Consider the following 17,221-nt stretch of genomic DNA (forward strand, 5'->3'; position numbering starts at 1 on the left):
CTGGGCAGGAAACAGCTAAAGGGCGGGATTATAGCTCAAAAGCAGTGGGAAGCTGTTAGCGGCAAGAGTCGCCTGCACCATCGCCATGTGTGCAGTGCGAGCGCGCTGATGGGTCGCGTAGCCGAATTCCTGAATGATAAAAATCTTCCCAGTCACTAAACTCGCGCCCTTTTGCGCGTTTACACCCTAAGCGCCACGGATTCCGGCTGACTCATGACCCCTCTCGCTCGCTTCAACCTGTTGCTGCCCGGCCTGCTCGCCCTGTGCGGCGTCGCCCAGGCTGATGACCCCGCGCTGATCCTCGACCCCAGCGTCGTCACCGGCTCGCGCAGCGCCAGCCCGACCTTCGACCTGCCCTACTCGGTGGGCGGCATCAGTCGCGAGCAGATCAGCGACGGCCAATTGGGCATCAACGCCTCCGAAGCCCTGGCCCGCGTGCCCGGCCTGGTGGTGCAGAACCGCCAGAACTATGCCCAGGACCTGCAGATTTCCTCCCGTGGCTTCGGCGCCCGCTCGGCCTTCGGTGTGCGCGGCATCAAGCTGATCGCCGACGGCATCCCCGCCAGCACCCCGGACGGCCAGGGCCAGGCCGCCACGTTCAACCTCGACACCGCCGAGCGTATCGAAGTGCTGCGCGGCCCGGCCGCCACCCTGTATGGCAGCAATGCCGGCGGCGTGATCCAGATGTTTTCCCGCGATGGCGAAGGCCCGCCACGCATCGGCGCCGAAACCCTGGTGGGCAGCGACGGCCTGAACAAGAACCACCTGAGCGCCGAAGGCGCGGCGAACGGCGCAGGCTTTGTACTCGACGCCTCGCGCATGGATACCAACGGCTACCGCGACCACAGCAGCGCCCGTCGCGACCAGACCTTCGCCAAGCTCAATGTCCAACCGGATGACGACAGCAAGCTGGCGCTGATCTACAGCAGCCTGGAACAGAATGGTACCCAGGATCCACTGGGGCAAACCTGGGACGCCTACAAGGCCGACCCGCGTTCGGTGAGCAGCAATGCGCTGACGTACAACACGCGCAAAAGTATCGATCATCAGCAATTGGGCATGAATTATGAACGGTACTTCGGCGATGCGACGCTGCAGGTGAACGGGTATACCGGGCGGCGTAGTGTGGTTCAGTATCTGTCGATCCCGGACAGGTTCGGCAGTGGCGCCGCCAATCCGGCTAACGCTCGCGGCGGTGTGGTAGCTTTCGACCGCAAGTTCTATGGCGGCTCCCTCCATTGGTTGCAACCTATCACCAGCGCACCCGGCGAGCTGACCCTGATCACCGGCCTCGACTACGACCGCAGCCAGGATGATCGCCAAGGTTATTCCAACACCGTCAATGGGGTGCATGGTGTCAAAGGGGCCTTGGGCCGCGATGAAATCGATACCGCCACCAGCCTCGACCCGTTCGTGCAAGCCAACTGGCTGCTGGGTGACTGGACCCTGCAAGCCGGCCTGCGCCACAGCACCATGGAAATGGACGTAGACGATCACTTCCTCAGCGACGGCAACGACAGCGGCAGCAAGACCTACCAGAAGAACACGCCGTCGATCAGCGTCATGTACGCCTTCACACCTGACTTGCACGGTTATGTAAGCGCGGGCAAAGGTTTCGAAACCCCAACCCAGGCCGAGTCCGCGTATTCCAGCACGGCGAACGGCTTCAACTTTGCGCTCAAGCCATCGGTCAGCCAACAGTATGAAGTTGGCCTGAAAGCTCGCATTGGCCAGGACACCCGCGTGAATGCGGCCCTCTTTCAGATCACCACCGAGGACGAACTGGTAGTGCAGCAATCCAGCGGAGGGCGCACCACTTACCAAAACGCCGGCCGCACCCTGCGTCGCGGCTTCGAACTGGGCATCGAAAGCCAACTCGCCGAACACTGGAGCACCAACCTCGCCTACACGCGCCTGCAAGCCACCTATGACAGCGACTTCACCAGCGGCACAACTGCCGTCGACAAAGGCAACTACCTCCCCGGAGTGCCGCAAACCACGCTGTTCGCCGAGCTGAACTGGAAACCCCGGGACTGGGTCAGTACCGCTGTCGAAGGCCTGTACCGCAGCAAGGTCTACGTCGAAGACACCAACAGCCAACACGCCGCGCCGGGCTACAGCGTGTTCAACTGGCGCGCACGGTTCGAGCAGAAGGTCGAACACTGGACCTTCCATCAGACCCTGCGCCTGGATAACCTGCTGGACCGCCAGTACGTCGGTTCGGTGATCGTCGGCGACGGCAATGGCCGCTACTACGAAGCTGCGCCTGGGCGCTCCTGGTATGCCGGGGCGGGTGCCGAGTATCAATTCTGAACGCACCACACCTTCAATGTGGGAGGCCCCGCGCTGTCGCGCAGCAAACCGGAACCCCTGAGGCGAGCGGGCTTGTCCCGCGTCGGGCTGCGCAGCAGCCCCAAAACCGGGCGCAGAGGAGTACCTGATACCCCGCATTCGTCTTCATCAGGGGGCGCTTCGCACCCGACGCGGGACAAGCCCGCTCACCACCGGAATGCGGTCGCCTGAAATTGTTTATGCCCTAAGGGGAGTTTGCTCATGCCCCCAAGCGTCGGATGGAGTCCAGCTTTGGGGTGCAACACTAGACGCGCTCCAGCATCCGCCGACTGGCGAAACTGAAGCTCAGCACGATAAAGATCAGCACCCCGGTCGCCACCTGCTGCCAGTAGAAATTCCAGCCGATCAGCAGCAGCCCGTTGGCGATCACGTTGATAAACAACACGCCCAGCAGGGTCCCCGGAACATTCGCCCGTCCCTGTCGACTCAAGGTGGTGCCGATAAACACCGCGCCAATCGCATTGAGCAAAAACGCGTTACCGGACAGCGGCACATAGGCGCTGACTGTCGAGCTGAGCAACACGCCGGCCACCCCACAGGCCAGGGCAGTTGCCAGGGCCACGATGGTGACGATGCGCCGCACCGATAACCCCGAGTAATACGCCAGCAGCGGCTGGGTGCCCTGGGCCAGCAACTCACGGCCCAGGCGTCCGCGCGCCAGGGCCAGGCCGTAGAACAGCGCCAGCCCCGCTACCACCAGCAGCGGTGTCAGCCCCATGAGTTCAGGCTTCAAGCCTTGGCTGATATAGATCGGCTGGCCGCCGTCCGAGAGCAGTTGCTGGGCGCTGGTGCCGATAAACAACGTGCCAAGGGTGGCCAGGAACGGACTGATGCGCAGCCCGGCAATCAGGCCGGCATTGACCAGCCCCACCAGCAGCGCCGCCGCCAGCGCGCCCGTGGCCGCCACCGCCCAGCCATGGCCGCCATTGAGCAGCACCACAAAGCTGAAACTGGCAAAGTCCAGCGCCGTGCCCACCGACAGGTCGATGCCACCGGCCGCCACCGCGTAGGTCATGCCGATGGCGACAATCGCCAGCAGCACGAAGTTGTTCAGCACCAGGCTTTGCAGGTTGCCAGCACTGAGGAAGCCCGGCGCTTGCAGCGCAAACACCACGACAATCAGGGTGAACACCAGTGGCAATGTCAGCGGCAATACTGCGCGTGCGTTCATGCCGTCGCCCCTTGGTTCAATGCACTGGACGCCGCGACGACCAGCAGGATCAACATGCCCTGCACACCATTGACCCAGAAGCTGGAGAGGTTAAGCAGTTGAAAGCCATTGATCAGAAAACCAATCAACAGCGCCGCCAGCAACGTCCCCGGAATGCTCGCCACCAACCGGCGGGAAAACACCACGCCGAGAAAGGCGATCGCCACCACCGACAGCAGCATGTCGCCGGAGCCGGTGGTGCTGCCGCTGAAGAATGCCGCCGAACACAGCGCAGCCACGGCGGCGCACAGACCGGACAGCAGATAGCTCGACAACACGTAGACGGGCACACCAATGCCCGCCGCTTCGGCCGCCTGGGGGTATTCGCCCACCGCATGCAGGCGCAGCCCATAGGCCGAGTGCTGAATCAGCAGCGTCAGCACGCCCGCCGTCACCAGCAGTACCCAGGCCAGGGCCGGTACGCCCAACCAGGCGCCGCCACTGAGCAGGTCCAACAGCGGCGAGTCCGTGGAGACCACCGTGTTCTCCGTCAGCACCAACTCCAGCCCGGCCAGTACATTCATGCTCGCCAGGGTCGCCAGCAACGGCGGCAAACGCAGCACCACCACGGCCAGCCCATTCAGCAAGCCGACCACCAAACCGCAGCCCAGGGTCAGCAGCAACGTCAACCCGAGATCCAGGCCGGCATTATTGAGGCGGCTGAATACCGCCGCGCACAACCCCAGGTTGGCCGCCAGCGACAGGTCCAGTCCTCCAGCCACCACGTTCGAACCGCCGCCGATAATCACGCAGGTGAGCCCGAAGGCCAGCACGCCGAGGATCGCCGACTGGCTGAACACATTGGCCAGATTACCCACCGACAGAAAATTCGGCGCAGCCACGGCAAACCCCAGCAGGATCGCCACAAAAACCCCCACCGACCCACGGCGCAGCACCAGCACCCACAATCGCTGCGATAACCCAGGCGTCGCCGCTTCAAGCATGTTCCACCTCTCGAGCGCTTAAAGCCGCAGCAGCCACGGCTCCCGTCGCACAGGCCAGCAACTGATCGCTGTCCGCCTCCCCGGCACGGAATTCACCGGCGATCTCACCCCGATGCAGCACCAGGATTCGGTCACTGATCCCCAACAACTCCGGCAAATCCGACGACAACACCAGCACCGCCGCGCCCTCTTCCACCAAGCGTCCGATCAAGCGATATATCTCCACCTTGGCACCTACATCCACACCCACACAGGGCTCATCCAACAGGTACACCGCCGAGCGGCGGCTCAGCCATTTCCCCAGGGCGACCTTCTGCTGGTTGCCACCACTGAGCTGGCTGACCGCCACTTGGGGCCCAGGCGCCTTGATCGCCAATTCGTCGATCAGCCGCAGGCTTTCCGCCTGCTCCTTGCGGCGGCTCAACAAGCCCCAGCGGCTGAACCGCCCGAGCCCCGCCAGCGTCAGGTTTTCCAGCACCGAAAGCACTGGCGAAATCCCCTGGCTGCGCCGCTCTTCCGGCACCAGCGCAATGCCCTCGGCAATCGCCTGGGCCGGCGAACGCAGGCGCAGCAAACGCCCGTCCAGATGCACACTGCCGCTGTCGGCGCGCTCGACACCGAAGAGTGTCTTGAACAACTCCTTGGCTCCCGAGCCGACCAGCCCGGTCAGGCCGACGATTTCTCCGCGCCGCACGTCCAGATCGATCTGCCGATAGCGCCGCGCCAGGCTCAACCCGCGTACCTGCAACAGCGGCGCTCCCAGTGCAACCTTGGCCTTGGGGTACATCTCCTGCACCTCGCGATTGACCATCAGCCGCGCAATCTCGGCGCTGGACGTATGCCGGGGCTGCACCACCGCCACGTCCCGACCATTGCGCAGCACCGTGACTTCATCGCACAGACTGTCGATTTCCTGCAGGTAATGGGAGATGTACAGGATGGATAAACCCTGGTCGCGCAGGCGCTTGACGATGCGCAGCAACTGGTCGACCTCGCGCTTGACCAACGCCACGCTGGGCTCGTCGAACACCAGGATCTTCGGCTGGCGAATCAACGCCCGGGTGATTTGCAGCACCTGGCGTTCGGCGCTGTTCAGCTCGCTCACCAGCGCACCGGCGGGCAATTGCAGATCAAAATATTCCGCCAGCAAGCGCTCGGCTTCACGTTGCTGCCGACGTCGATCCACAAAGGGCCCGCGCCGCAATTCATGCCCGAAAAACAGCGCCTCGCCCACGGTAAAACTGGCGGGCAACAGACGCTCCTGATGGATGAACTGCACGCCCAGCGCATCCACCTGACGCGGTGACAAGGCGGCGTACGACTGGCCATCGATACTCACCTGTCCCGCGTCCGCCTTGTGGATGCCGGCCAGGATCTTGATCAAGGTCGACTTGCCCGCACCGTTCTCCCCCACCAGGCCGTGGATGCTGCCGCGTTCGACTTTAAGGCTTGCGTCATCCAGCGCCAGGGTGGCGCCAAAGCGTTTATGCAAGTGTTGCAGGTGCAATGCCGGCATCAGTCACCCCGCAGTTGCTGAACCTGGTCCAGGTTGGCCGCGGTGGTCAGCAGCGTGGCCACATGGGTTTCCTTGGGCAGGTCTCGTTGCCCGGCAAGGTAGCGCGCCACGTTCTGCACAGCGGTCTTGCCGATCAACGCCGGTTGCTGCGCCACCACCGCCCCCACCGGCGAATTTGCCTGGCCGAGCAGCGCCAGCACTTCCGGCGTACCGTCGACGCCGTAAGTCTTGATCTCGGTGCGCCTGGCATCGATCAGCGCCTTGCTCGCGCCCAACTGCGGAATGTCCCACGCCGACCAGATCGCCGAGACGCTGCCCGCCGGGTACTTGTTGAGCAGCGCCGAGACTTGGGAATAAGCATCCTGCACGGTGTTGGGGATCACGTCGCGAAGCTCCGGCTGGATGATTTCCAGCTGGGGGTATTCCTTGAGCGCCAGCTTCAACTGGTCATAACGGATCGCACACACCGGCACGCCGTAGAAACCGTTGAACACCAGGATCTTGCCTTTGCCGCCGGCGTCCTTGATCAATTGATCGGCCAACGCCTTGCCGGTGGCGACGTTGTCGGAGGTGGTGTTGTTGAGGCTGTACTGGGACGGTGCATCGATGGTGAAGAGCGGGATGCCAGCCTTGCTGATGCGCTTGAGCCAGGGATCGATCACGCTGAGGGTGCCCAGGGTCTGGATCACGGCGTCGGGTTTCTGGGTGACCACGGTTTGCAGCTGGGTCACCAGGTTCTTGTCATTACGCCCGGCATCGAGGGTGATCGGCGTGCCGCCCAGGCGCTTGATCTCATCGACCTGGGCCTGGAACGCCTTGATATCGAAATAGTGACTGGTGCCGGTCATGCTCACGGCAATGCGCTTGCCGGCCAGGGACGGCACAGCCTCATCGCCCTCGGCGGCCTGGACACTGACGACATGGCCCAGCAACAGCACGGCGCCAAGGCAGATCAAACGGGAAAGCGAGGAAAGGCTGGAAGGCATACAGGGCTCCGCTGCGACGGGTGAAAGGGTTCACCAAGAGGCATTGCAGAGCCCGTGCCAGGTTTTTTATTACATCAAATCAAGGGGATAACGTTTGCGGGTTAAGGCGGGCTGTCGTTCTGGGCCAACAACTGTCTGATAACTGTTGCTCAGGCAACAGCTCTTGATCGGTCACCCTGCGCGGGAACGGTCAGGTCGGTTGCTTCGGCAAACGCTGATCAATCAGCTGATACAACGCACTACTCTCAGGCCAGTTCCGCATAAACCGCGCACGGTCCCTGGCATACGCCGGGGCGAAGCTGGCGGCAGAGCTGTGCTGGCACATCGCGTCGAGGTCGATCAGCGACCAGCGATCCTTATCCCAGAACAGGTTATGGCCCTTGAAGTCGCCATGGCTGATGCGCTCGCGAATCAGCTCGGCGAACAACTGGTCCAGCGCCAACAGTTCGTTTTCCGGCGCGTCACCGTGTTCGATATAGGGCGCGAAACGCTCGATGATGTCCGGGCCCGGCAGGTATTCGGTGACCAGGTAAGCGCGGCTGCGCAGCCAGAAAAAACGCTTTTCCAGGACGGCCAGCGGCTTGGGCGTGGCGATGCCGAGGAAGGCCAGGCGATTGCCTTCGCGCCAGGAATGCCAGGCGCGGCTCGGGCGCCAGAAGCGCTTGAGCCAATGGGCAACGCCCTTGATGTTGTAGCGCTTGATCACCAAGGGCCGGCCGGCTACGTCGACCTTGGCCACGCTGGCCGCACCACCGGTCTTGTACAGGTGGCCCTGGTCGAGCAACGCATCCGCCTGCTCCAGCACCGGCAGCATCGCCGGTTCTTCCTCGCGACGGATCGCACGCAAGGCAAAGGCGCCACGCACCACACTGAACAGCGTGCAGTCGCGGCCCACCTTGTTCAACAAGTCCTTCAGGCGCCAGGCGCTGACCTTGCGCACCTGTTTTTCCAGGGCTTGCAGGGGCAAGGCGTGCTCGCCGTTGCCCAGCAGGTAGTACACCAGCAGTTCTTCGGTAAACGGCTCGAGGTTTTTCGGCAACTGGGCGAAAAACACCCCGAGGTTTTCCAGCACGCGGTTGCGCGACAGTGGCTTGCCCGCCTCCTCCACACGAATGCCGGCGCCATCGATCAAGTACAGCTTGCCGTCCTGGCGCAGCAGGTTGTCCAGGTGCAGGTCTTCCTGCCACAGGCCCTTGGCATGCATCTGGCCGATCGCACCCAGGGCCTCGGCCAGCACGGCGGTTTGCTCGTCGGCCAGTGGCGGTAGCGCTTCAACGGCGTGCCAGGCATCGGCCAGGCTCTCGGCACCTTCGATAAACTCGAACAGCAGCCAGCCGCCCTCGCCGTCCTGCAAGCCATCGGCGAGCAACAGCGGGGTGGTCAGGCCTTGCTCGGCCAGCAGGCGTACGCCGCTGAGTTCACGCTGGAAATGCCGTGCGGCCTTGCTGCCCACTAATAATTTGGCCAGCACCGGACGCCCGCGCCATACCGCCGCGCCCACGTAACGCTCACCCGGCAATACCCGCAACAGGCTCAGCAGTTGCAGTTGGCCCGGGCCGGCGGCATCCGCCAGGTCGATGGTGAGGGGCAGGCTCGGCCTGCGACCGGCGCTTTTCAACTCGGACAGGCGCATCAGCGGTTCTCCTTGTGGCTACGCCGCTTCGTCAGGCGTTGCAGCCAGGTGGTGACGAGCGCGCTGCCCTCGGGCTGATCGAGGTAAGCCGCCAGCAATTGACGCACCTGTGCGTCCGACCACTGCGGTGCCCGGCGCAACAACGGCTCTAGGTCCTTGACCCGGTCACGCCAGCCGAACAGCAGCGGGCGGGTTTTCTCCAGGTCGATCAACTGCGCGGCGTAGCCGTCACCGGTGGCCTGCAGGAAAATATGCTTGGGGTAGAAACAGCCATGCACCTGGCCGACGCTGTGCAGGCGGCGCGCCAGTTGACCGCAGGCCAGCAGGATCGCGCAGTGCTGGGCATCGCTGAGTTGCGCCCATTGCTCCAGCAATGAATCCAGGTCATTCCAGCCGTCCAGGGCACGGGTCAGCAGCATCGCGCGGTGTTCACCGGCGACTTTGCGCTCGCCGTAGAACGCCGCCTGCAGCGCCGGGATCCCGAGCTTGCGGTAACGGCTGATATTGCGGAACTCGCGGGAGAAACTGGGCTCGCCCAAAGGCCGGTGCAAGCTGCGCGTGAGGTAGTTGCTCTGGCGCTTGAGGTAATAGCCGTGGCCGTCGAGTTCCAGGCGAAATACGCTGCTCCAGCCGCCACGGCTGGTGTTCGGCTCGTCCACCGCGTCCAGTTGCCGGGCCCACAGGGCGTCGAATGTCGCGAGGCCGTGGCGCTCCAGCAGGGCGCGATCTTCAGCCGCCAGGAAATCACTCATTCACGTCCCTCGAAAAACTTCACTACGTGGCGAATCCGCCGTTTGTCCGACTCACTCAGGTGCCGACACCCACGGTACTGCATGTAGAAGCGCAGGCGCTGAGTGGCCGACAAGTGATACTTGGCCACCTTGTCCAGGCAGGCCAGGTCCTTGGTGATGCGGTACTTGAGCCAGAAACCGCGCCAGAAATCACCGTTGGGGCAATCGATCAGGTACAGGGTGGCCTGGTCGTCGATCAGCAGGTTGCGCCACTTCAAGTCGTTATGGGTAAAGCGATGATCGTGCATGGTGCGCGTGTATTCGGCGAGCTGGCGACTGACCGCGCTGACCCACTTGGGGTCGCGCAGGCGCGCATCCTTACGTTCGGCCAGGACCGAGAGGTCTTCGGTCCTCGGCAACTCGCGGGTGATCATTGCGCCACGATCATAGGCCAGGCCGCTGCGCTCAAGGCCCCAGGCGACCACATCGGCGGTGGGAATGCCCCACTTGGCGAAGCGCTTGAGGTTCTGCCATTCGGACTTGACCCGCGGCTTGCCCAGGTAGCGCCGCAGGCCCTTGCCGGCACCGGTATAGCGCTTGACGTAGTAATTGACCCCGCCACGCTCCACCCGGATCACTTCCGACAGCGGGTCGCGGGTCAGCCGCTCGCCTTGCAGGGCAAATACCGCTTCGAGGCTTCCAAAATCATCCGCCAGGGCGGCGTAGGCAGGCTCCAGGTTCCAACCCGCCATCAGATCGCATCCCCATAACGCTGCTTGCGCGCGTAGAGCTTGTCGGCCTTGCGCTGCATCAGGCCCAGGGACGCCGACTGCTCGGCCAGGACCTGGCGCAACGGCTGGCGGAAGTAGCCCTTGAGGAAGCGCAGTTTATCGCGCCGGGTCAGGCCGATGTCCAACGCCGAGTAATACAGCGCGGAGAGGTCCTTGTCGCGCCAGCGCAGCGGCAGATGGGCGCGCATTTGCGCCCGGTGCAGGTCGATCACCGAGAGCTTGATGTTGCGTGGGTCGATCGGCCTGGACGTGTCCAGCAGGAAGTGGCACAGGTAGCAGTCGCGGTGATTCACGCCGCCCCGGTGCATGTCGCCGACCATGCGCGCCAGTTCGGCCGTGAGCGCATGGCGCAGTGCAGGTGTGGGCGGTTCGGCGACCCAGTTGACGGTCAGGTCTTCAAGGCTGATGGTCGGCGCCAGCTCTTCGGTGATGATGAACGAGTGCTGGTCCGCCGGGTTGCTGCCCTTTTCGCCGAAGGCCACGCCGGTCATGGTCGGTACGCCGATCGCCTGCAAGCGGTGAATGGCATCCCATTCCAGGCCTGCGCCGAGCACCGGCAGCTTGGCGGTGATCAGGTTCTTGAAGATTTCCGCCCAGCCGATGCCGCGGTGGATTTTGACGAAATACGGGCGGCCATCCACCTCGGTGCGCAGCGTGCGACGCGCCGCCAGTTCACGGAATACCTGGCCTTGCAGTTTCTCGACTTCGGCGAAGGCATCACGCCCGGCCCATAACGTCTTGAACGGTTCGGCAAGAATCAACTTCATCGTTTTGGCTCCGCCAGAATCACATCCGCAGCGTGCTGCGGCATGCTGTAGAGGTCGGCCGTCTCGGCGAAGGCCAACCCATTGCGGCCCCAGGCCGCGCGCTGTGCAGAATCGGTCAACATCTGCGCCAGGTACTGGTTCAACTGAGCCTGTTCAAACGGCTCGTCCAGCACCAGGCCGCTGTCGGCTTCGGCGATGTAATGGGCATAACCACACACGGCCGAGACCAGCACCGGCAACCCGGCCACCAGGGCTTCGAGCAACACGGTGCCGGTGTTTTCGTTGTACGCCGGGTGGATCAACAGGTCCGCGCCCAGCAGGAAGCGCGGAATATCGCTGCGCCCCTTGAGGAACTGCACGTTATCGCCCAGCCCGAGGGTGGCGCTTTGCAGTTGGAATACCTTGGGGTCGTCCTGGCCGATTACAAACAGGCTCGTGCGTTTTTTCAGCTCAGCCGGCAATGCGGCCAGCGCTTTCAGGCTGCGATCGACGCCCTTGGTCTTGAAGCCGGAACCGATTTGCACCAGCAGCAGGTCGTCATCGCCCAGGCTGAACTCCTTGCGGAACCCCTCACGAATCTCGGCCGCATTCGGCGGCGCGCGGCGGTCCTGGGCAATGCCCGGTGGCAGCAGGTGGAAGCGCTCCAGCGGCGTGTCGTAATGCTTGATGAACAGCGGCTGCTGCACTTCGGAAATCATCAAGACTTCGGTCTTGGCGTCCTTGGCAAACACCGCGCGCTCGTACTCGGCAAAGTGGCGATAGCGGCCAAAACTGCGGTACAGCGAATGACGCAGGTTTTGTGCCTTGTCTTCGAAGCAGCCGTCGGCGGCGTAGTACACGTCCAGGCCGGGCATCTTGTTGAAGCCGATCAGGCGGTCCACCGGGCGCTTGGCCAGGTCGGCCTCCATCCAGGCGCTGAGCTTCTCGTTGCGCCGATGGTTGAAGAACGCCTTGACCGGCGCCACCAGCACTTCGAAGCCGGGCGGAATGTCGCCCTCCCAGATCAGCGTGTAGACACGAATCTGATGGCCGCGCCGCTGGCACTCCAGGGCGATGCGCATGAAGTCGCGCTGCAGGCCGCCGAAGGGGAAATATTTGTACAGAACAAAAGCCAGTTGCATCAGTGCAGCTCCTCAGCCAGTAACAACGTGCTCAGCCGGGTTGCCACACGCTCAGGGTTCAAGCGCGTGAAACACAGGGGCGACTCGCGCTTGATGTCGAACCGACGCAGGTCGTCGGCCGTCGGTTGATAGGTACATTGTTTTTGCAGGCACGGCGCACAGGCAAAGTCGCTGGCCAGGTGAATCTGGCCCTTGCCGTAGGCGCCGGTCAGGCCGGGGTTGGTGGGGCCGAACAGGGAAATGGTCGGCACATCCAGCGCCGCCGCCAAATGCCCCAGCCCGGTGTCCACCGCCACACAGGCGCGGGCGCCGGCCAATACCCGGGCCACGCCGGCCAGGTTCAGCTTGGGCAGCACTTCGGCGTTGTTCAGGCCTTGGGCCAGGCGCTCCGCACGGGCCTTTTCGGCGGCGTTGCCCCAGGGCAACTTCACGTCCACGCCCAGGCGGCCCATACGTTCAGCCAACTCGCGCCAGTAGGCCTCGGGCCAATGCTTGGTGTCCCAGGTAGTACCGTGCAGCAGCAGGACGAAGGGCTTTTTCGGCGGCAGGCCGAGCAGTTTTTCGGTACTGAGGCCGTAGTCGCCCAGGCCTTTGGGCAAGTCATAGCCGAGGGCCACGGCGAACAGTTGGCGCAAACGCTCCACCGCATGCTGCCCACGGGCCACGGCCAGGCGCCGCGAGTAGAAGCGCGCCGCAATCGGCTCACGGGCCGAGTGTTTGTCGAATCCGGCCACCGGAGCCCGCACGTAGCGGGTCAGCCAGGCGCTTTTGAACAGGCCCTGGGCATCGATCACCAGATCGTACTTGGTCGACTGGACTTGCTGCTTGAAGCGCCGCCACTCGCCGCTCTTGAAGGTTTGCCAGAGGTTCTTGCGCCAGCGGCGGATCGCCACCGGGATGACCTTGTCCACCGCCGGGTGCCAGGTGGGGATTTCAGCAAAGCCTTCTTCCACCACCCAATCGAAGCGAATGCCGGGGATCGCCCGTGCCGCGTCAGTCAGTGCCGGCAAGGCATGGATCACGTCGCCCAGGGATGAGGTCTTGATTACCAGTACCCGCAACTCAGTGAACCTCGACCACGTCGCCCTGCAATCGCTGCAAGGCATCGGTTACCGGCTGCGGCAGCAATTGGCGCAGGCAGTTGTAATGGCCGAAGCGGCAGGTGCGATCAAAGCACGGGCTGCACTCCAGCCCCAGACGCACCACTTCGACCTGGTCGGCCAGCGGCGGGGTAAAGCCCGGCGAGGTGGAGCCGTACACCGCCACCAACGGGCGGTTCAGCGCAGCGGCCACATGCATCAGGCCGGAGTCGTTGGACACCACGGCGTCCGCACAGGAGAGCAAGTCGATGGCCTCGGCCAGGGACGTGTCGCCACTGAGGTTGACGGCCTCTTCGCGCAGGCCCGGGATCAGGCGCTGGCGAATGTCTTCACCCACCGAGTGATCGTTTTTCGAACCGAACAACCACACCTGCCAGCCTTCGCGAATCTTCATCTCGGCGACTTTGGCGTAGTGGTCCGACGGCCAGCGCTTGGACTCGCCAAACTCCGCACCGGGGCACAGGGCCAACACCGGACGATCCAGGACCAGGCCGAACTTGGCGAGTGCCGCATCGCGGGTCACCGGGTCGATCTGCAGGCTGGGCCGCGGGTACGGCTTGGGCAGCTCGGCGCCCGGCGCATAGGCCAGGGCCATGAAGCGTTCGATCATCAGCGGGTAACGCGCCTTGTCCAGCGTGCGTACATCATTAAGCAGCACATAACGAAACTCGCCGCGCCAGCCGGTGCGCTTGGGGATACCGGCAAAATACGGCACCAGCGCCGACTTCAGCGAGTTGGGCAGCAGGATCGCCTGGTCGTACTGGCCCGCCAGGGATTTGCCGATGCGGCGGCGGGTCGCCAGTTCCAGGGCACCGTGGCCGAGCGGAAAGCTCAAGGCCTTGCGCACTTCGGGCATGCGCTCAAGGATCGGCCGGCTCCACTCGGGGGCAAGCACGTCGATCTGGCAGTCCGGGTAGCGCATACGCAGGCTCTGGAACAGAGTCTGCGCCATCACCATGTCACCGACCCAACTGGGCCCAACGATCAGAATATTCATGTAGTTTCCACAAACGATGCGGGGAGGCTTATGCCTCCCCGCCCTAATAGTGTTTCAACCCAACCCCAGCGCCTGCCAGATTCGCATCACCTGGCGCCGTTCGTCAGCGAACTGATCACCGGGTACCGTACCGGCCTCGTTCTGCAAGGCCTGGCGATGCGCGGCGGAACGGTAGGCCTTATACACCTCGCGCAGCAGATGGGCATCGGCGGCGGGCATCAAACCCACCTGCTCCAGGCCTTCCAGAATGCGGATATTGTCGGTATAGCGCAGCAACGATGGATGTTGCGCAGACCACGCCAAAGCCGCGTATTGCACCATAAATTCAATATCGACGATACCTCCGGCGTCCTGCTTGAGGTCGAACAGCACCGTGGCGTCGAAGGCATTGGCGCCGGTGCCGGCCGCCGTGGCCTTGGTACCCAGGTTGTCACGCATCTTGGCGCGCATCTCGCTGACCTCCTGGCGCAACTTCGCCAAGTCGCGCTCACGCCCCAGCACCTTAGCCCGTACCCGCTCGAATGCCTGGCCCACATCCTGGCTGCCCACCAGCACCCGCGCGCGGATCAGGGCCTGATGTTCCCAGGTCCATGCTTCATTTTGTTGATAGCGGTCAAACGCCCCGAGGGAACTGACCAGCAACCCGGATGCGCCGGATGGGCGCAGGCGCATGTCCACTTCATACAACTGGCCGGAGTTGGTCTGGGTGGTCAGTAGATGAATGATCCGCTGGCCCAGGCGCGTGAAGAACTGCGCGCCGTCGATCGGCTTGGCGCCGTCGGTCTCGGCCTGCGGGTCGCCATCGTGGATAAACACCAGGTCCAGGTCCGAACCATGCCCCAGTTCGATGCCGCCGACTTTCCCATAACCGACAATGATGAACCCAGGATCGCACAAGGTGCCGTCCAAACGCTGCGGCGAGCCGTGGCGGGCCACCGTCTGGCGCCAGGCCAGGGCCAGCACTTGTTCGAGGATGGCTTCGGCGAGCCAGGTCAGGTAGTCGCTGACTTTCATCAACGGCAGGCTGCCGGCGATTTCCGAAGCGGCCACGCGCAGGCGGTGGGCCAGCTTGAAGTGCCGCAGGGCTTCCATCTGCTGCTCCAGGTCATCCTCGGGGATGCGCGTAAGGCGCTCGCGCAACTCGGCGGCAAGTTCCGGCGCCAGCGGTGGCTTGAACAGACGGCCTTCGTTGAGCAACTCATCCAGCAGCAGCGGGAAGCGCGTGATCTGCTCGGCGATCCACGGGCTGGCGGCGCACAGGGTCAGCAGGCGGCGCAGGGCGTCGGGATTTTCCGTCAGCAGCACCAGATAGGCGGAACGCCGGGCGACGGCCTCCACCAGCGGCAGTACACGCTCCAGCACCAGGTCCGGGTTGGCGTGCTCGACGGCCTGGGCCAGCAAGCGCGGGATAAAGGCATCCAGGCGTTCACGCCCCAGGCGCTGCATGGCCCGCAGTTGCGGGCTGTTGCGCAGGCTGGCCAAGGCTTTAAGGGCCTTGGTGGCGTCGGTGAAGCCGCCTTCAGCCAATTGACGGCAGGCGGCCTCTTCATCCTGGGACTCTTCCCACAGCGGCAGCCATTCTCCGCCCACGACCAACTCGCTTTCCGCCCCTTCTTCTTCATCAGGATCCGCAATCACCTGGCGGAAGTGCCAGTCCACACGGCCACGCCAATGCATCAGGCGCTCATGAAAGGCCGCCCAGTCGGCAAACCCGAGCATAAAGGCAATGCGCGCCTGGTCTTCAGGGCTGTCCGGAAGCATTTGGGTCTGGCGGTCGGCAATCGCCTGGATCGCATGTTCGGTGTAACGCAGGAATTCATAGCCATTACGCAACTCGGCGATCACCGCCGGCGGCAGGTAGCCCTGGCCTTCCAGGGTGCCGAGCACCTTGAGCAGCGGCCGCTGCTGCAGGCTGAGGTCGCGGCCGCCATGGATCAGCTGGAACGCCTGGGCGATAAATTCCACTTCGCGGATGCCGCCCGAGCCCAGCTTGATATTGTCGGCCATGCCTTTGCGTCGGACTTCCTGCTGGATCAGCTGCTTCATGGTGCGCAGCGCCTCGATGGCGGAAAAGTCCAGGTAACGGCGGTACACGAACGGCCGCAGCATATCGAGCAGCTGCGCACCGGCCATTTGGTCACCGGCGACCACGCGCGCCTTGATCATGGCATAGCGTTCCCAGTCGCGACCCTGGTCCTGGTAGTACTGCTCCAGCGCGTTGAAGCTGAGCACCAGGGCGCCGGCCGAACCGTAGGGACGCAGGCGCATGTCGACACGGAACACAAAGCCGTCGACGGTCATCGGGTCGAGGGCCTTGATCAATTTTTGACCAAGACGAATAAAGAACTCCTGGTTATCCAGGGAGCGCTTCACGCCCACGGTTTCGCCGCCCTCGGGGTAGGCGAAGATCAGGTCTATATCCGACGACAGGTTCAGCTCCACCGCACCGAGCTTGCCCATGCCGAGGATGACCATATGCTGCGGCTCGCCGCTGCGCCGCCCGGTCGGTGTGCCGAACTGCACGCAGTGGCGCTGGTACAGCCATTGGTAGGCCTGGTCGATGCTGGCGTCGGCCATGTCGGAGAGGTCACGACAGGTTTGCACCAGGTCGGCCTGACGGGTCAGGTCGCGCCAGATGATGCGCACTTGCTGGCGCGTACGCTGACGACGCAGTACGCGGCCCAGCTCATCTTCTGTTTCGGCCTGTTGCACGGCACCGGCAATCTGCCCGCACAGCTCGCCCGGCGCAAAGCCGCGGTCCAGCTCGCCCCAGGCCGCCAGCTCGAGCAACATCAAAGGGTCACGAACACTCTGTTCAATGACGAAATCACTGGCGGCGCACACCCGGGCGAAGTCGGCCCACCGTTGCGGCGTCCACGAAGAAAGGCCATGATCGTCGTCCAGCGCGGCCACGGCGTCACGAAATGACTGCTCGGCCCGCTGGGCCTTTGGCAACAGAATGGCCGGCAGTTCGGCCAGCGTTGGAAGGCTCATGGTCTATCCTTGGTCGGCGTGTAAATGGCTTGCTGCTGTGAAGGCAAGCACCGCGCTCGATGAAGGACTGTCGAACAAA

The 17,221-nt window shown here is 63.6% G+C and carries 13 protein-coding genes; 1 reads left to right on the forward strand and 12 read right to left on the reverse strand.

From position 1 onward, the window contains the following. The first annotated feature begins 213 nt into the window (after positions 1-213). Positions 214-2,313, forward strand: a complete 2,100-nt coding sequence (locus PspCFBP13509_RS04515; RefSeq protein ID WP_074848548.1) for a TonB-dependent receptor family protein — start codon at positions 214-216, stop codon at positions 2,311-2,313. A gap of 283 nt (positions 2,314-2,596) precedes the next feature. Here the strand turns inward: PspCFBP13509_RS04515 and PspCFBP13509_RS04520 are convergent, their stop codons facing one another. The 12 genes from PspCFBP13509_RS04520 to glnE form a co-directional block, all read right to left on the reverse strand. Continuing rightward, a complete protein-coding gene (locus PspCFBP13509_RS04520) occupies positions 2,597-3,523 on the reverse strand; it encodes an ABC transporter permease (RefSeq protein ID WP_137211620.1) in 927 nt (308 codons plus the stop codon). Beyond that, positions 3,520-4,506, reverse strand: a complete 987-nt coding sequence (locus PspCFBP13509_RS04525) for an ABC transporter permease (protein WP_137211621.1) — start codon at positions 4,504-4,506, stop codon at positions 3,520-3,522. The genes PspCFBP13509_RS04520 and PspCFBP13509_RS04525 overlap by 4 nt, the downstream gene beginning before the upstream one ends. After that, entirely contained in the window at positions 4,499-6,022 is a 1,524-nt protein-coding gene (locus PspCFBP13509_RS04530; RefSeq protein WP_074848542.1) for a sugar ABC transporter ATP-binding protein, read from the reverse strand. Before PspCFBP13509_RS04530 ends, PspCFBP13509_RS04525 begins: the two co-directional genes overlap by 8 nt. Then, positions 6,022-7,008, reverse strand: coding sequence for a sugar ABC transporter substrate-binding protein (locus PspCFBP13509_RS04535; protein WP_137211622.1), 987 nt, complete (start codon positions 7,006-7,008; stop codon positions 6,022-6,024). Before PspCFBP13509_RS04535 ends, PspCFBP13509_RS04530 begins: the two co-directional genes overlap by 1 nt. 190 nt (positions 7,009-7,198) lie before the next feature. Next, positions 7,199-8,641, reverse strand: coding sequence for a lipopolysaccharide kinase InaA family protein (locus tag PspCFBP13509_RS04540; RefSeq protein ID WP_137211623.1), 1,443 nt, complete (start codon positions 8,639-8,641; stop codon positions 7,199-7,201). Next, complete coding sequence (locus PspCFBP13509_RS04545; RefSeq protein ID WP_065925666.1) at positions 8,641-9,393, reverse strand: lipopolysaccharide kinase InaA family protein; 753 nt, start codon at positions 9,391-9,393, stop codon at positions 8,641-8,643. Before PspCFBP13509_RS04545 ends, PspCFBP13509_RS04540 begins: the two co-directional genes overlap by 1 nt. After that, positions 9,390-10,124, reverse strand: coding sequence for a lipopolysaccharide kinase InaA family protein (locus PspCFBP13509_RS04550; RefSeq protein ID WP_065925667.1), 735 nt, complete (start codon positions 10,122-10,124; stop codon positions 9,390-9,392). Before PspCFBP13509_RS04550 ends, PspCFBP13509_RS04545 begins: the two co-directional genes overlap by 4 nt. Then, positions 10,124-10,930 carry a lipopolysaccharide core heptose(I) kinase RfaP gene (rfaP, locus tag PspCFBP13509_RS04555; RefSeq protein ID WP_137211624.1) on the reverse strand — a complete coding sequence of 269 codons (807 nt, stop codon included), beginning with the start codon at positions 10,928-10,930 and terminating at the stop codon, positions 10,124-10,126. The genes PspCFBP13509_RS04550 and rfaP overlap by 1 nt, the downstream gene beginning before the upstream one ends. After that, the gene (locus tag PspCFBP13509_RS04560; RefSeq protein WP_137211625.1) at positions 10,927-12,051 is read right to left on the reverse strand and encodes a glycosyltransferase family 4 protein; all 1,125 of its coding nucleotides are present in this window, start codon (positions 12,049-12,051) and stop codon (positions 10,927-10,929) included. The genes rfaP and PspCFBP13509_RS04560 overlap by 4 nt, the downstream gene beginning before the upstream one ends. Next, positions 12,051-13,112: a lipopolysaccharide heptosyltransferase I gene (gene waaC, locus PspCFBP13509_RS04565; RefSeq protein WP_027604955.1), complete on the reverse strand. Its 1,062-nt coding sequence runs from the start codon at positions 13,110-13,112 to the stop codon at positions 12,051-12,053. Before waaC ends, PspCFBP13509_RS04560 begins: the two co-directional genes overlap by 1 nt. Position 13,113: 1 nt before the next feature. Next, positions 13,114-14,148, reverse strand: coding sequence for a lipopolysaccharide heptosyltransferase II (gene waaF / locus PspCFBP13509_RS04570; RefSeq protein ID WP_137211626.1), 1,035 nt, complete (start codon positions 14,146-14,148; stop codon positions 13,114-13,116). A 54-nt stretch (positions 14,149-14,202) separates the two neighbouring features. Then, entirely contained in the window at positions 14,203-17,142 is a 2,940-nt protein-coding gene (glnE, locus tag PspCFBP13509_RS04575; RefSeq protein WP_065925671.1) for a bifunctional [glutamate--ammonia ligase]-adenylyl-L-tyrosine phosphorylase/[glutamate--ammonia-ligase] adenylyltransferase, read from the reverse strand. Between the last annotated feature and the right edge of the window lie 79 nt (positions 17,143-17,221).

This window comes from Pseudomonas sp. CFBP13509 (assembly GCF_005233485.1).
GTDB classification, from domain to species: domain Bacteria; phylum Pseudomonadota; class Gammaproteobacteria; order Pseudomonadales; family Pseudomonadaceae; genus Aquipseudomonas; species Aquipseudomonas marginalis.

What these genes read in the sequence shown, in the direction of transcription:
- PspCFBP13509_RS04560 (WP_137211625.1), bottom strand. Translation starts at nt 12,051, where the DNA reads ATGCAACTGGCTTTTGTTCTGTACAAATATTTCCCCTTCGGCGGCCTG.
- PspCFBP13509_RS04550 (WP_065925667.1), bottom strand. Translation starts at nt 10,124, where the DNA reads ATGGCGGGTTGGAACCTGGAGCCTGCCTACGCCGCCCTGGCGGATGAT.
- PspCFBP13509_RS04545 (WP_065925666.1), bottom strand. Translation starts at nt 9,393, where the DNA reads ATGAGTGATTTCCTGGCGGCTGAAGATCGCGCCCTGCTGGAGCGCCAC.
- rfaP (WP_137211624.1), bottom strand. Translation starts at nt 10,930, where the DNA reads ATGAAGTTGATTCTTGCCGAACCGTTCAAGACGTTATGGGCCGGGCGT.
- waaF (WP_137211626.1), bottom strand. Translation starts at nt 14,148, where the DNA reads ATGAATATTCTGATCGTTGGGCCCAGTTGGGTCGGTGACATGGTGATG.
- PspCFBP13509_RS04540 (WP_137211623.1), bottom strand. Translation starts at nt 8,641, where the DNA reads ATGCGCCTGTCCGAGTTGAAAAGCGCCGGTCGCAGGCCGAGCCTGCCC.
- PspCFBP13509_RS04520 (WP_137211620.1), bottom strand. Translation starts at nt 3,523, where the DNA reads ATGAACGCACGCGCAGTATTGCCGCTGACATTGCCACTGGTGTTCACC.
- PspCFBP13509_RS04530 (WP_074848542.1), bottom strand. Translation starts at nt 6,022, where the DNA reads ATGCCGGCATTGCACCTGCAACACTTGCATAAACGCTTTGGCGCCACC.
- PspCFBP13509_RS04535 (WP_137211622.1), bottom strand. Translation starts at nt 7,008, where the DNA reads ATGCCTTCCAGCCTTTCCTCGCTTTCCCGTTTGATCTGCCTTGGCGCC.
- glnE (WP_065925671.1), bottom strand. Translation starts at nt 17,142, where the DNA reads ATGAGCCTTCCAACGCTGGCCGAACTGCCGGCCATTCTGTTGCCAAAG.
- PspCFBP13509_RS04525 (WP_137211621.1), bottom strand. Translation starts at nt 4,506, where the DNA reads ATGCTTGAAGCGGCGACGCCTGGGTTATCGCAGCGATTGTGGGTGCTG.
- PspCFBP13509_RS04515 (WP_074848548.1), top strand. Translation starts at nt 214, where the DNA reads ATGACCCCTCTCGCTCGCTTCAACCTGTTGCTGCCCGGCCTGCTCGCC.